Annotated in this window: 12 protein-coding genes, 1 tRNA gene and 4 pseudogenes; 9 read left to right on the forward strand and 8 right to left on the reverse strand. The window is 48.9% G+C overall.

Going from position 1 to position 14,517, the window contains the following annotated elements; all coding sequences use genetic code 11:
• The first annotated feature begins 4 nt into the window (after nucleotides 1-4).
• A complete protein-coding gene (gene fdxH, locus PT300_15125) occupies nucleotides 5-892 on the forward strand; it encodes a formate dehydrogenase subunit beta (protein MDF7681840.1) in 888 nt (295 codons plus the stop codon).
• Nucleotides 885-1,535 carry a formate dehydrogenase-N subunit gamma gene (fdnI, locus tag PT300_15130; protein MDF7681841.1) on the forward strand — a complete coding sequence of 217 codons (651 nt, stop codon included), beginning with the start codon at nucleotides 885-887 and terminating at the stop codon, nucleotides 1,533-1,535. The genes fdxH and fdnI overlap by 8 nt, the downstream gene beginning before the upstream one ends.
• Nucleotides 1,536-1,657: 122 nt before the next feature.
• Here the strand turns inward: fdnI and PT300_15135 are convergent.
• The 8 genes and pseudogenes from PT300_15135 to argG form a co-directional block, all read right to left on the reverse strand.
• A pseudogene (locus tag PT300_15135) lies at nucleotides 1,658-2,176 on the reverse strand (DUF6396 domain-containing protein).
• Nucleotides 2,177-2,256: 80 nt separating this feature from the next.
• Nucleotides 2,257-2,687, reverse strand: a pseudogene (locus tag PT300_15140) (transposase).
• A gap of 21 nt (nucleotides 2,688-2,708) precedes the next feature.
• Nucleotides 2,709-3,553: pseudogene (locus PT300_15145) on the reverse strand (IS5 family transposase).
• A 62-nt stretch (nucleotides 3,554-3,615) separates the two neighbouring features.
• Nucleotides 3,616-4,193 (reverse strand): annotated as a pseudogene (locus PT300_15150) (transposase).
• A gap of 33 nt (nucleotides 4,194-4,226) precedes the next feature.
• Complete coding sequence (locus PT300_15155; protein MDF7681842.1) at nucleotides 4,227-4,415, reverse strand: hypothetical protein; 189 nt, start codon at nucleotides 4,413-4,415, stop codon at nucleotides 4,227-4,229.
• A gap of 226 nt (nucleotides 4,416-4,641) precedes the next feature.
• Nucleotides 4,642-4,893: a hypothetical protein gene (locus PT300_15160; protein ID MDF7681843.1), complete on the reverse strand. Its 252-nt coding sequence runs from the start codon at nucleotides 4,891-4,893 to the stop codon at nucleotides 4,642-4,644.
• A gap of 260 nt (nucleotides 4,894-5,153) precedes the next feature.
• Entirely contained in the window at nucleotides 5,154-5,489 is a 336-nt protein-coding gene (locus tag PT300_15165; GenBank protein MDF7681844.1) for an SMR family transporter, read from the reverse strand.
• A gap of 265 nt (nucleotides 5,490-5,754) precedes the next feature.
• Complete coding sequence (gene argG, locus PT300_15170) at nucleotides 5,755-7,098, reverse strand: argininosuccinate synthase (GenBank protein ID MDF7681845.1); 1,344 nt, start codon at nucleotides 7,096-7,098, stop codon at nucleotides 5,755-5,757.
• Nucleotides 7,099-7,521: 423 nt separating this feature from the next.
• Here argG and PT300_15175 point away from each other — a divergent pair.
• The 7 genes from PT300_15175 (at nucleotide 7,522) to rpsO (ending at nucleotide 14,333) form a co-directional block, all read left to right on the forward strand.
• Nucleotides 7,522-7,598: transfer RNA gene (locus PT300_15175), tRNA-Met, on the forward strand.
• Nucleotides 7,599-7,794: 196 nt separating this feature from the next.
• Nucleotides 7,795-8,247 (forward strand): ribosome maturation factor RimP, encoded by a 453-nt coding sequence (gene rimP / locus PT300_15180; GenBank protein MDF7681846.1) that lies wholly within the window; start codon nucleotides 7,795-7,797, stop codon nucleotides 8,245-8,247.
• A 27-nt stretch (nucleotides 8,248-8,274) separates the two neighbouring features.
• Nucleotides 8,275-9,768, forward strand: coding sequence for a transcription termination factor NusA (gene nusA / locus PT300_15185; GenBank protein ID MDF7681847.1), 1,494 nt, complete (start codon nucleotides 8,275-8,277; stop codon nucleotides 9,766-9,768).
• A 24-nt stretch (nucleotides 9,769-9,792) separates the two neighbouring features.
• Nucleotides 9,793-12,483, forward strand: coding sequence for a translation initiation factor IF-2 (gene infB, locus PT300_15190; GenBank protein ID MDF7681848.1), 2,691 nt, complete (start codon nucleotides 9,793-9,795; stop codon nucleotides 12,481-12,483).
• An 86-nt stretch (nucleotides 12,484-12,569) separates the two neighbouring features.
• Nucleotides 12,570-12,968: a 30S ribosome-binding factor RbfA gene (gene rbfA / locus PT300_15195; GenBank protein MDF7681849.1), complete on the forward strand. Its 399-nt coding sequence runs from the start codon at nucleotides 12,570-12,572 to the stop codon at nucleotides 12,966-12,968.
• Nucleotides 12,968-13,912: a tRNA pseudouridine(55) synthase TruB gene (gene truB, locus PT300_15200; protein ID MDF7681850.1), complete on the forward strand. Its 945-nt coding sequence runs from the start codon at nucleotides 12,968-12,970 to the stop codon at nucleotides 13,910-13,912. Before rbfA ends, truB begins: the two co-directional genes overlap by 1 nt.
• A 151-nt stretch (nucleotides 13,913-14,063) precedes the next feature.
• Entirely contained in the window at nucleotides 14,064-14,333 is a 270-nt protein-coding gene (rpsO, locus tag PT300_15205) for a 30S ribosomal protein S15 (protein ID MDF7681851.1), read from the forward strand.
• The last annotated feature ends 184 nt before the right edge of the window (nucleotides 14,334-14,517 follow it).

The following is a 14,517-nucleotide window of genomic DNA, read 5'->3' on the forward strand; positions in this document are numbered from 1 at the left end:
ATTCATGTCTATGCAATCACAAGATATCATCAAACGTTCAGCGACGAATAAGATGACTCCCCCGCCACATGCGCGGGATTTTCGGGAAGAAGTAGCCAAACTGATTGATGTGACAATCTGTATCGGTTGTAAGGCATGTCAGGTAGCCTGCTCTGAATGGAATGATATCCGTGACGAAGTGGGAACTTGTCACGGTGTTTATGACAATCCCACCGATCTAAGCGCGAAAGCATGGACGGTCATGCGTTTTAGCGAAACCACGCAAAATGACAAATTTGAGTGGCTGATTCGTAAAGATGGCTGTATGCACTGCGCAGACCCGGGCTGTCTGAAAGCGTGCCCCTCTGCCGGGGCGATCATTCAGTATGCCAATGGTATTGTCGATTTTCAGTCTGAGAACTGCATTGGCTGTGGTTACTGTATTGCCGGTTGTCCGTTTAATATTCCACGCCTGAATCCGGAAGACAATCGGGTATATAAATGTACCCTTTGCGTTGACCGGGTGACCGTTGGACAGGAGCCCGCTTGTGTGAAAACCTGCCCCACCGGGGCGATTCAGTTTGGCACCAAAAAAGAGATGCTGGGTATCGCACAAACACGGGTAGAACAGCTTAAAAAACGCGGTTATGACCACGCCGGGCTTTACAATCCTCAGGAAGTGGGGGGGACGCATGTTATGTATGTGCTCCACCATGCCGATCAGCCTGAGTTATATCATAACCTTCCGGCTGAGCCCCACATTGCCACGCCAGTTAATCTCTGGAAGGGCATTCTTAAACCGCTGTCTGCCGCCGGATTTATTGCCACCTTTGCCGGGCTTCTCTTCCATTATGTGGGTATAGGGCCAAATAAAGAAACGAGCGATGAGGAAGAGGAGGACTCTCATGAGTAAGCGCAAAATGATCCTGCGAACAAAATTTATTGATCGCGCCTGTCACTGGACGGTCGTTATCTGCTTCTTTCTGGTGTCGTTATCCGGCATCGCCCTGTTCTTTCCCACCTTACAATGGCTGACCGAAACCTTTGGTACGCCGCAGATGGGGCGGATTTTACATCCGTTCTTTGGGGTGCTGATTTTTGTGGTGCTGATGTTTATGTTTGTGCGCTTCGTCCATCACAATATCCCGGATAAACAGGATATTCCGTGGGTGAAAGGGATTATCGAAGTACTGAAAGGGAATGAGCATAAAGTTGCCTATGTCGGAAAATATAATGCCGGGCAGAAAATGATGTTCTGGAGCATCATGAGCCTGATTCTGGTATTACTGGCGACCGGGATTATCATCTGGCGGCCTTACTTTGCCCATTACTTCCCGGTGCCGGTTATTCGCTGGTGCTTGTTAATTCATGCCACGGCGGCCATCGTATTGATGCATGCCATCCTGGTACATATGTATATGGCTTTCTGGGTCAGGGGATCGATAAAAGGCATGGTCGAAGGGATTGTCAGCCGTCGCTGGGCGAAGAAACACCATCCACGCTGGTATAAAGAGATCGAGACCACGGAAAATGGCGAAAGTAAAGAAAGCGCATAATACGCGGTGAAGGCGAAAAGCGGTAGCGGGTGAGAACCTCTACCGCTTTTTTTGTGTCAGGCGCTAACGGCGTGCTGGTGCCATCACAGGCCACCAGCAGCAGGGTCAGACGATTCATGTGCTTATGCTTCGCCCATAAACTTCCAGTCCACATGCTGGTCTTCCAGCAGCCATTTGGTTTTAAACGGCCACGGGCGATGGATGACTTTGACGACCCGGTCGGTGGGCATGATTTGCCCTTCGCGAAAGTAGCGCGTTTCTTCTTTACTGACGCCCACATTCGGTATCCAGGCAATTTTCCAGTAACCACTTTTCGGGCAGGGTTCGCCGGTGCGGCACAGGATGCGGGGAGCGCTGTTGCTGGCGAAGTCTGGCGAGCTGGGTAACGGCCTGCCGGTTTGTGGATTCAGTCGCCTGGCTTTGGCCAGGTCGAAGATCAGTCTGTCGCTGGGTTTTGGGGGTTCGACATTGGCTTTATACTCCTCCACCCACTGCAGTTTGCCATCCCAGGCCGGAAGCGGCGCGGGCGGCAGCGGGACGATTTCATTGATTTCCGGGACTTTGGGGTGGACGTAGGAATACCTTGACAACACATCACCAATGGCTTTATAGCGACGGGAACGTTCTTCATCTTTTTGCTGAACCCGATCGCCGAGTCGAATCGTTGTTTCCAGACCAGACCCTGTAAATCATTCTGTGTAACTGCCACCGTATTACCGTATTAAAGGTGCCCGCTCAGGCGATCACCAAACTCAATAATAAAACGACTCATTGCCAGTCGCCAGTTCTGGATCGGCATACTCCATTTATTTGTGGGTATTTCTCATCCCATTCGCTGGCAAACTTATCCAGTGCCATCAGTGCCGCTTCCTCTGTGGCGGCCTGATACACCGCTTTCAGGCCACCGGTAACAGCTTTGTAGTCCTTCCACGACACATATTTCAGACTGTTGCGTACCATGTGAATGATGCTCAACTGGACATGGGTCTGCGGGTAAACACTGTTGATGGCATCCGGAAAGCCCTTCAGGCCGTCCACACAGGCAATCAGGATATCCTGAAGTCCCCGGTTTTTCAGCTCTGTCAGGACACTGAGCTAGAATTTTGCCCCTTCGTTTTCAGCCAGCCACATTCCCGGCAGTTCCTTATGACCTGAGGTATTAGGCTGTGTCCCTTAACCTAACAACCGCCTTAAAAACAACCTGATTGCCCCCAGTTTTAGCATGCTCAGATAGTTTCTGGCTGTTTTTTCTGAGCGCGTGGCTATTCGACGGTTTTCTTTCAGTATTGCAAAGCAGCGTTCCACCACATTGCGCTTTTTATATAACTGACGATCCAGTGTTCGACGACCATCACGACTTGCTTTTTCGTTTGATTTGAAAGGAATAACTGCCTTTATTCCCTTCGTTTTTAAATAAATACGAAGATTACCGCCTGAGTATCCTTTATCCGCCAGCACAGCTTTGGGGCGCGACTTCAGACAACCACTTTTTCGAATAACACCGATTTGTCTGAGTAAGGGTTTTGCGTACTGACTTTCGTGAGCCTGCCCACCGCTCAGGCAGAAACTTAAGGGTAATCCTGTACCATCTGTTGCCAGATGGATTTTGGTGCCAAAGCCGCCGCGTGAGCGACCCAGCCCATGGTCATCTGAGTCATCGGGATATTTTTTTTTGCACCCGCAGCCGCTTTCAGGGCCCTGATGTTACTTCCGTCAAGTGCGATGACATCTCAGTCAATCAACGATTTTTCATCAAGTATCTGAAGTAATTTATTGAAAATACTGTTCATTACGCCACTTTTTGACCACCGGTTAAAACGGTTATATATCGTTTTCCAGCAGCCGTAACGTTCAGGTAAATCCCGCCATGGGGCACCGGAACAAAGGATCCAGAATATGCCATTCATGACGTGTCTGTGAGAAAAATAAGGGCGTCCCCCTCTGGAAGAGGCTTTTTCAGGTGGCAGCATGGGAGAGATCAGTGCCCACGCCTCATCCGGGAAATCGTAGCGAGCCATATCTAAAGGACTTTCTATAAGTGAGACAGATACCAGATGGTACAAAAAATAGTTACGGGACACACCCTAATACCCAGCGCGAGGAACACAGCTTTGTTAATCACGCTGCCATTATGACGGACTTTTATGAAAATACAGTCAAGGTAAACAATGGGATACAGGGTATCCAGCGGGCAGTTTTGCCATTCGATAACCTGTTCTTTCACCGCATCAGTGACTTTAGATATCAGAGTGGGTGACACATCCGCGTCATACATTTCCTTAAATGTATCAACGATTTCACGTGTGGTCATGCCTCTGGCATACAGGGACAAAATCTGGCTGTCCATCTGTGTGATACGGGTCTGGTTCTTCTTAATAAGCTGAGGTTCAAAGGTATTTTCGCGGTCACGTGGCGTACTGATTTCAATCTGGCCATCGTCGCAAAGCAGGGTTTTAGACGAGTAGCCATTGCGGGTATTTGTGCCTGATTTTCTGGTGTTTTTATCATACCCGAGGTGCTCAGTTAACTCCGCATTGCATTGAGCGCTGTTTCGACGGTCAGCTTCGTTAGCATCCGGGTAAACTGACTGAGGTCAGCTTCAGTTTTCAGGTTTTTGGCCAGTTCAGTTGCCAGTGTTCTGAGTTTTTTTTCGTCCATAATTTACCTGCCTCTGTTGTTGCAGTGAAGATATCAAAAACAGGCAGATACACAATTTAAATTACAGGCTCCCTCTTCGCCATTGACCAGTGGTTTCCAGGTGGCAAGGGTGGGCTCGTATTTTGCGCCGTCTACATACCAGCGGATTGTGCCGGTTGCCTCCCGGGTTTCATCCAGCTTAATGGGAGTAACAATATCTTTATTTTTATCATCGTCTCTCATTCTTTTTCTTCCTTATCCGTCTGACCATTGAGTACGGCGTTATAGCGGTTTCGCAGTTCATTTTTACTGGTATCTGTAATGAATGCTGGTTCAGGTGCCATCTGGTCATTTTCGTGGAACCATTTAAGACCCGACCACCGCCCGTGATCTTATTACCCACATGAATAATACTTTTTATAATTTATTCATCAGATAAATTATAAATATTTTATTATCGACTCAGATCTTAAAACTGTTCCCGCAGCAGCAGGAGAAACAACTCATATTTTTTGGCATGAAATTTTATTTCATCAGGGATTTCACGGTGTTTCAATTCCGGTAATTCGGTTATCTGATAAAAGTCACTATAATTGTGGTAATTTTTTACCAGTTCCAGTTCTGGCATTAAATCTAAAGGCATAACATGGGGTGCATAACCCCTGCGTACTTTTGCCAGATCCTGCATCTCACCGATACAGTTTTTATGACCTTTATTCATCCCTGTTTCCCATACTGACAGGCTTTTAATCGCTGACCATTATAAGCGTCAGCGAAATTCTGACCTGCCGCACACGCCAGTAACTGTTTACCTGTTGGATATAAATGCTCCATTTTATTTCTGCAGGCAATAATATTTCCCACTGAAGCTATTGCATGTGGGCTGCCACGTTTAATAGCTTGATACATTAAAGAGTAAAACGTCTCACTATCACGGCCATACAGGCAGGTGTCCATATAATCTATTTATCACGGAGCACATCAATGGCTCGCGGCTTTCGAAAATAGTTGAATAATCATCACCCCGATGATAATCATCAGCATGCCAAGAATTGCCGGGAGATCGAGTTTCTGTTTAAAAACCAGCCATGAAAGCAGAGAAACAAGGCAGATACCTAAACCGCTCCAGATGGCGTAAGTCACGCCAAGATTCATCACTTTGACCACCTGCGACAAACCATAAAAAGAGATACTGTAACCGATGATCACGCCCAGCGATGGCCACAGCCGGGTAAAACCATCGGAAGCCTTTATCATTGTGGTGGCAAAGGTTTCTGAGAGAATAGTTATTATCAATATAAGCCATGTATTTATCATATGAGATCCTGATTGTCGTTCTGTCTGATTGAATTATATCCGTGGATAGACACAACAGAGCGTCATAAAAGCGATGAATTATAGCGAGCGTTGTCTGAATAGAGTAGAAATGGCCGATCACGGCACTGATTAAGAGCCTGGTTTATTAGGCTATTTTACTTGCCATTCTGGTCCTGGGCAGTGCCAGAAATCCTCACGTCCCCTGCACAAAAAAGCGGACAGGCTGATGCTGATAACATAAGCCTGCCCGATCACAGATCGGCGTTTATTTATCCTGGCTTTCCAGCTTTTCTACCTGTGGTACACCGGTGGCAGAAGAGGTGCTCAACAGGCCGGATTGTGCGTAATTCAATAACTTATCACGTGTATCGGTGATATCGAGATTACGCATTGTCAGCTGACCAATACGATCTTCGGCAGAAAACATCGAGTCGCCTTTTTCCATTGTTAAGCGTTCAGGTTGATAAGTCAGATTCTCAGAGACCGTATTCAGAATCGAATAGTCGTTACCACGCCGCAGTTCCAGGGTGACTTCACCGCTGATCGCGCTTGCCACCCAACGTTGCAGTCCATCACGCAGCATCAGTGCCTGTGAATCAAACCAGCGCCCCTGATATAACAGACGGCCAAGCTGGCGACCATGCGCATGGTATTGTTCGATAGTATCTTCGTTGTGGATGCCTGTCAGCAGACGTTCATAAGCAATATGCAGGAGTGCCATGCCGGGTGCTTCATAAATCCCGCGACTTTTCGCTTCAATAATACGATTTTCTATCTGATCGCTCATGCCGAGGCCGTGGCGGCCACCGATACGGTTCGCTTCCAGCATCAATGCGACTTTATCACTGAATGTCTGACCATTTAAGGCGACAGGCTGACCCTGTACAAAACGGACAGAGACCTCTTCGGCAGGGATCTTCACCTTTTCATCCCAGAATTTGACGCCCATAATCGGGGTGACGATTTTGATGCTGGAGTTAAGCTGTTCCAGATCTTTCGCTTCGTGTGTCGCTCCCAGCATATTAGAGTCGGTAGAATAGGCTTTTTCGACTGACATTTTATAATTAAAGCCGCAGCGGATCATAAATTCCGACATTTCCTGACGACCGCCCAGTTCATCAATAAAGTCACTGTCCAGCCACGGTTTATAAATTTTGAGATCCGCATTGGTCAGCAGGCCATAACGATAGAAACGTTCAATATCGTTGCCCTTATAGGTGCTGCCATCGCCCCAGATATTGACGCCATCTTCTTTCATCGCCGCCACCAGCATGGTGCCGGTGACCGCCCGCCCCAGTGGAGTGGTGTTAAAATAGGTCAGTCCGCCCGTGGTATTATGAAAAGCCCCACACTGAATAGCGGCAATCCCTTCAGCGACCAGTTGCTGACGGCAATCGATCAGACGCGCACCTTCGGCACCATACTCTTTCGCCCGGCGAGGAATGGCATCATAGTCTTCTTCGTCCGGTTGACCGAGATTCGCGGTGTAGGCATAAGGAATCGCCCCTTTTTTACGCATCCATAATAAGGCCGCGCTGGTATCCAGGCCACCAGAGAAAGCGATACCAATGCGCTGGCTTGACGGGAGATGTTTGAGAATTGTTGTCATAAGATAAACCCTGTCCGAGAGTGAGAGAGTAAGAACCTGGCCCATCAGGCTAATTTTGGCCCTGGGCAGTGCCCGAAATCCTCACGTACAATGTGTACGCGATGGTTTTTGCGCGCTGTGGGCCAGTAATACCTGGTGGGCCAGGCTCTACATCTGTTTTAGCTATTAAATGCATTTTTATGCATTAATTCTGATTTTTCATTTAATCATTTTTTGAGAATAACCGGAAGTAGCTCAGTGTTTTTTTTGCAAAAGAGAGCATGATAGCCACCTGACCCAAGCGTAGAGTGTCAAAATATACCTTGACAAGACATAACGATTATCAATAGAATCCCGGCGAATCTCATATTACGTATCCGATACCTAATTCCAACAGTGTTTGCGTCTTTTGCGTAGTAATAGTAAGATACGCCACGTTTCAGGCGCGGGGTGGAGCAGTCTGGTAGCTCGTCGGGCTCATAACCCGAAGGTCGTTGGTTCAAATCCGGCCCCCGCAACCACTTTCTCACTGAGTATTTTTTCAAATATTAACGTCCTGTGTATCCGGATTTGAAAGAATTCTTCTGAAAAGTGTTTCAGATCGTTACGGCGATCACAGGGTTCAGTTATATAACACCCCGATTTATCGGGGTTTTTTGTTATCTGACTTTAAAATAACTGGGCTTTACGCCCTTTTTTTATGTCCTGGAGGTGGCTTTGTCCACATTAGAGCAAAAATTGACAGCAATGCTTACCGCACCGGTTGAAGCCCTGGGCTTCGAGCTGGTTGGCATTGAATTTATTCGTGGCCGTACCTCGACACTACGTATCTATATCGATAGTGAAGATGGCATTGATGTTGATGATTGCGCTGATGTGAGCCATCAAGTGAGTGCGGTGCTGGACGTTGAAGATCCTATCCCCACGGCCTACAACCTGGAGGTCTCTTCACCGGGCCTTGATCGCCCGTTATTTACCGCTGAACAGTATGCACGGTTTACTGGCGAAGAAGTGGCGCTGGTATTACGTATGGCGGTGCAGAACCGCTCTAAATGGCAAGGCGTCATTAAATCCGTAGAAGGTGAAATGATCACCGTAACCGTCGACGATAAAGACGAAGTGTTTGCGTTAAGCAATATCCAGAAAGCACATCTGGTTCCCCACTTTTAACAGTCTGAATTGAGGTGAAAAGCCCCGATGAATAAAGAAATTTTGGCTGTTGTTGAAGCCGTTTCCAATGAAAAGGCGCTACCGCGCGAAAAGATTTTCGAAGCTCTGGAAAGTGCGCTGGCAACAGCGACGAAAAAGAAATATGAACAAGAGATTGATGTGCGTGTTGCCATTGATCGTAAAAATGGTGACTTCGACACATTTCGTCGCTGGCTGGTGGTCGAAGATGTCACGCAACCGACTCGTGAAATCACCCTTGAAGCCGCACGCTACGAGGATGAAAGTCTGAATGCGGGCGATTACGTCGAAGATCAGATTGAATCTGTCACTTTTGATCGCATCACCACGCAAACAGCGAAGCAGGTTATTGTCCAGAAAGTACGTGAAGCTGAACGCGCGATGATTGTTGATCAATTCCGTGAGCATGAAGGCGAAATTATCACCGGAATGGTGAAAAAAGTGAATCGCGACAACATCACTTTGGATCTGGGTAATAACGCGGAAGCGGTTATCCTGCGTGAAGATATGTTGCCACGAGAAAACTTTCGTCCAGGCGACCGTGTCCGTGGTGTCTTGTACGCGGTACGCCCGGAAGCCCGTGGCGCTCAGCTGTTCGTCACGCGATCTAAACCGGAAATGCTGGTGGAACTCTTCCGCATTGAAGTGCCGGAAATTGGCGAAGAAGTGCTCGAAATTAAAGCCGCTGCCCGCGATCCCGGATCACGAGCCAAGATTGCCGTAAAAACCAATGATAAGCGTATCGATCCTGTCGGTGCCTGCGTGGGAATGCGCGGTGCGCGTGTCCAGGCGGTTTCTACTGAGCTGGGTGGTGAGCGTATCGATATCGTTCTGTGGGATGATAATCCGGCACAGTTTGTCATTAACGCGATGGCACCGGCAGATGTTGCCTCTATCGTTGTCGATGAAGACAAGCATACTATGGATATCGCCGTGGAAGCCGGTAATCTGGCACAGGCGATTGGTCGTAACGGTCAAAATGTTCGTCTGGCTTCCCAGTTGAGTGGCTGGGATCTCAACGTTATGACGGTGAATGATCTGCAGGCGAAACACCAGGCAGAGGCACATGCGGCTATCGATACCTTTACTAAATATCTGGATATCGATGAAGAGTTTGCTTCGCTGCTGGTGGAGGAAGGTTTCGCGACATTAGAAGAACTGGCCTATGTACCGGTCAAAGAGTTGCTGGAAATTGATGGCCTGGATGAACCGACCGTTGAAGCATTGCGTGAACGCGCGAAAAATGCATTAACGACACTGGCGCTGGCGCAGGAAGAAAGCCTGGGAGAGAACAAACCTACTGATGATTTACTCAATCTGCAAGGTATGGATCGTGCCCTGGCATTTAAATTGGCGGCCCGTGGCATTTGTACGCTGGAGGATCTCGCTGAACAGGGCGTTGACGATCTGGCTGATATTGACGGACTGACAGACACAAAAGCCGGAGAACTGATTATGGCTGCGCGTAATATTTGTTGGTTCGGCGATGGCGATGAAGCGTAATAAACTGTGGCAGGAAGGAACAGCATGACCGATGTGACTATTAAAGCGCTGGCTGCAGAATTCAAGATCTCTGTGGATCGCCTGATACAGCAATTTGCTGACGCAGGGGTTCATAAATCGGCTGATGATTCTGTGACAGCGCAAGAAAAACAAACCTTATTAACCCATCTGAATCGTGAACACGGTTCAGCTCCCGATAAATTAACGTTACAGCGTAAAACACGCAGTACATTGAATATTCCCGGTATAGGGGGAAAAAGTAAATCGGTACAAATCGAAGTTCGCAAGAAGCGAACCTTTGTAAAACGTGATCCGCAAGAGGCAGAACGTCTTGCTGCGGAACAGCAGGCGCAGCAGGAAGCGGAAGAGAAATCCCGGCGTGAAGCTGAACAAACGACGAAACGTGAGGCTCAGCTAAAAGCGGAACGTGAAGCCACAGAACAGGCAAAACGTCAAGCTGCTGAGCAAGCAAAACGTGAAGTTGCAGAAAAAGACAAAGTGGTTAATCAACAAACTGACGATATGATAAAAACCGTCCAGGCTGAAAAGATCCGCCGTGAAAACGAAGCGGCAGCGCTGAAGCGTAAAGCAGAAGAAGAAGCACGTCGTAAACTTGAAGAAGAAGCGCGTCGGGTAGCAGAAGAAGCGCGTCGTATGGCCGAGGAACATGAAAAGAACTGGTCTGAAACGACCGACAGTGCAGAAGATGTTAACGACTATCACGTAACAACTTCTCAGCATGCTCGCCAGGCGGAAGATGATAACGACCGTGAAGTGGAAAGCGGACGCGGTCGTGGTCGTAATGGTAAAAATGCGCGTTCAGCGAAAAAAAGCAATAAACATGCTGAATCGAAAGCGGATCGTGAAGAAGCACGTGCTGCGATCCGTGGTGGTAAAGGTGGCAAACATCGTAAAGGCTCTGCCTTACAACAGAGCTTCCAGAAACCGGGTCAGGCTGTTAACCGTGATGTCGTTATCGGTGAAACTATCTCCGTTGGTGAGCTAGCGAATAAGATGGCGGTCAAAGGTTCACAGGTCATTAAAGTCATGATGAAACTGGGGGCGATGGCGACCATCAATCAGGTCATTGACCAGGAAACGGCGCAGTTAGTGGCCGAAGAGATGGGACACAAAGTGATCCTGCGGCGGGAAAATGAGCTGGAAGAGGCGGTGATGAACGACCGTGATACGGGCGCTGCCGCTGAACCTCGCGCACCGGTCGTGACGATTATGGGGCACGTTGACCACGGTAAAACCTCACTGCTTGACTATATTCGCTCAACAAAAGTTGCGTCGGGTGAAGCCGGTGGTATTACCCAGCACATCGGGGCTTATCACGTCGAAACCGATAACGGCATGATCACTTTCCTCGATACACCAGGTCACGCCGCGTTTACTTCGATGCGTGCACGCGGAGCGCAGGCCACGGATATCGTGGTACTGGTCGTTGCCGCAGATGATGGTGTGATGCCGCAGACCATAGAAGCGATCCAACACGCGAAAGCGGCCAATGTCCCGGTGGTGGTTGCGGTAAACAAAATCGATAAACCGGAAGCTGATCCTGATCGCGTGAAGAATGAGCTCTCGCAATACGGTATCCTGCCAGAGGAATGGGGGGGCGATAGCCAGTTCGTTCATGTTTCCGCTAAGGCGGGAACCGGTATTGATGAATTACTGGATGCTATCCTGCTACAGTCGGAAGTGCTGGAACTCAAAGCGGTGCATAAAGGCATGGCCAGTGGTGCCGTTATCGAATCCTTCCTTGATAAAGGTCGTGGTCCGGTGGCGACGGTTCTGATCCGTGAAGGGACACTGCATAAAGGCGATATTGTTCTGTGTGGTTTCGAATATGGCCGTGTGCGGGCGATGCGTGACGAGATGGGACGAGAAGTGCCTGAAGCGGGCCCCTCTATTCCGGTGGAAATTCTCGGTTTATCCGGTGTTCCGGCTGCCGGTGATGAAGTGACCGTCGTGCGTGACGAGAAAAAAGCACGCGAAGTTGCGCTGTATCGTCAGGGCAAATTCCGTGAAGTTAAACTGGCACGTCAGCAGAAATCAAAACTGGAGAACATGTTTGCGAACATGAATGAAGGCGATGTTCACGAGGTGAATATCGTACTGAAAGCAGACGTCCAGGGATCTGTTGAGGCCATTTCTGATGCGTTGCTGAAACTGTCAACCGATGAAGTGAAGGTCAAAATTATTGGTTCTGGTGTCGGTGGCATTACAGAAACAGACGCCACGCTGGCAGCGGCTTCTGAGGCTATTCTGGTCGGTTTCAACGTTCGTGCCGATGCCTCTGCCCGGAAAGTCATTGATACCGAAAACCTGGATCTTCGTTACTACTCGGTCATCTATAATCTGATCGACGAAGTCAAAGCGGCCATGAGCGGTAAACTGTCGCCGGAACTGAAACAACAGATTATCGGCCTGGCGGAAGTGCGCGATGTGTTCAAATCACCGAAATTTGGTGCCATTGCCGGTTGTATGGTCACTGAAGGGGTGGTGAAACGTCATAATCCTATCCGTGTTCTGCGTGACAACGTGGTTATCTATGAAGGTGAGCTGGAATCACTGCGTCGCTTCAAAGATGACGTTAACGAGGTGCGCAACGGCATGGAGTGTGGTATTGGCGTGAAGAACTATAATGATGTTCGCGCCGGTGACATGATCGAAGTCTTCGAAGTCGTCGAAATTAAACGTACTATTGAGTAGTACAGGTACGCCGGATAAGAGCATAACTGTCCGGCAATCATTCTGAAAAGGGGCTGATAGCCCCTTTTTTGTCTGGAGACGTTATTATGGCGAAAGAATTTGGTCGCCCACAGCGCGTAGCGCAGGAAATGCAAAAAGAGATTGCCATCATCCTGCAGCGTGAAATTAAGGACCCGCGTCTGGGAATGATGACGACGGTATCAGGGGTTGAGATGTCGCGTGATCTGGCGTATGCCAAAGTGTATGTCACTTTTCTCAATGATGGTGACGAAGACGCGATCAAGGCGGGTCTTAAAGCCTTGCAGGACGCATCCGGTTTTATCCGTACATTGCTGGGTAAAGCGATGCGCTTGCGTATCGTCCCGGAACTGACTTTCTTCTATGATAACTCTCTGGTCGAGGGGATGAGGATGTCTAACCTGGTGACCCGCGTGGTGAAACATGACGATGCGCGTCGGGTTAACCCGGACGATGAGGAGGCGTAATGAGCCGTCCTCGTCGTCGTGGTCGCGATGTGCATGGGGTATTGTTGCTCGATAAGCCCCACGGGATGTCGAGCAATGATGTACTGCAAAAAGTCAAACGTCTTTATAACGCCAATCGGGCAGGACATACCGGGGCGCTGGACCCGCTGGCTACCGGTATGCTGCCGGTTTGCCTGGGAGAAGCGACAAAGTTTTCCCGTTATTTGCTGGATGCCGATAAACGTTACCATGTCATCGCAAAGCTGGGGCAGCGTACCGATACTTCTGATGCCGATGGACAAGTGATAGCCGAAAGACCAGTGACATTCAGTGATCAACAACTGGCGGCGGCGCTTGACAATTTTCGTGGTCAGACGCAGCAGATACCCTCCATGTATTCAGCGCTGAAATATCAGGGTAAAAAACTGTATGAATATGCCCGCCAGGGAATCGAGGTTCCGCGAGAAGCCCGGCCGATTACCGTCTATCAACTGCAATTCATCCGCTATCAGGGCGATGAGCTGGAGCTGGAGATCCATTGTTCGAAAGGAACCTATATCCGGACCATTATTGATGATCTGGGAGAAAAACTGGGCTGTGGTGCCCATGTGACGACCCTGCGTCGACTGGCGGTCAGCCAGTATCCGACGGCGCGAATGGTGACATTATCGCAGCTACAGGCACTGGTTGAGCAGGCAGCGGAACAGGATATCCCTGCGGCACAATTGCTCGATCCTTTACTGATGCCGATGGATAGCCCGGCGGCGGCTTATCCGCGCGTCGAAATTCCTGAAATATCAGCGGTGTACTTTAAACATGGCCATCCCGTTCGTACCACAGGTGTCCCCTTGCAGGGATTTGTGCGCGTGATGGAAAGTGATACGCAGAAATTTCTTGGCATGGGGGAAATAGACGATCAGGGCCGTGTTGCGCCTCGTCGGCTGGTCGTGGAATCGCTTAATTAAGTATTCATCTTGCGCTAAAAGTCAGTGGCGAGTAGAATATTAATAAATAACATCTGTAAAAACAGAGTGATGTTTTTTGCCGATGTTGCATCAAGGGGTGCTGAATTAGAGATCGGCACCCTTTCTTTCTTTTTTAACCCGGAGTTTTAAAATGTCTCTAAGTGTTGAAGCGAAAGCTAAAATTATTGCTGAGTTTGGTCGTGATCAGAACGACAGCGGCTCAACAGAAGTTCAGGTTGCACTGCTGACCGCGCAGATTAACCATCTGCAGGGCCACTTTGCTGAGCATAAAAAGGATCACCACAGCCGTCGTGGTCTGCTGCGCATGGTTTCTCAGCGCCGTAAATTGCTCGACTACCTGAAACGTAAAAATGTTGAACGTTACACGACTTTGATCGAGCGTCTGGGTCTGCGTCGCTAATCTGTCAGTTTCAGAAAAAGGGGCCTCAGGGCCCCTTTTTTCGACCTGATGGCAGCAATTGAGACAAAACTCATGTATTGTTGCTAATAACGATCTTAATGCAGAGGTTCGCGCGGCTAATGAGAAGCTTGATCCACAGATACGGATAAAGGTTGTCATTAGTCGCGAGGATGCAGAAGATCGG

It is taken from the genome of Enterobacteriaceae bacterium ESL0689, from assembly GCA_029433525.1.
In the GTDB taxonomy this organism is placed as follows: domain Bacteria; phylum Pseudomonadota; class Gammaproteobacteria; order Enterobacterales; family Enterobacteriaceae; genus JAQTIF01.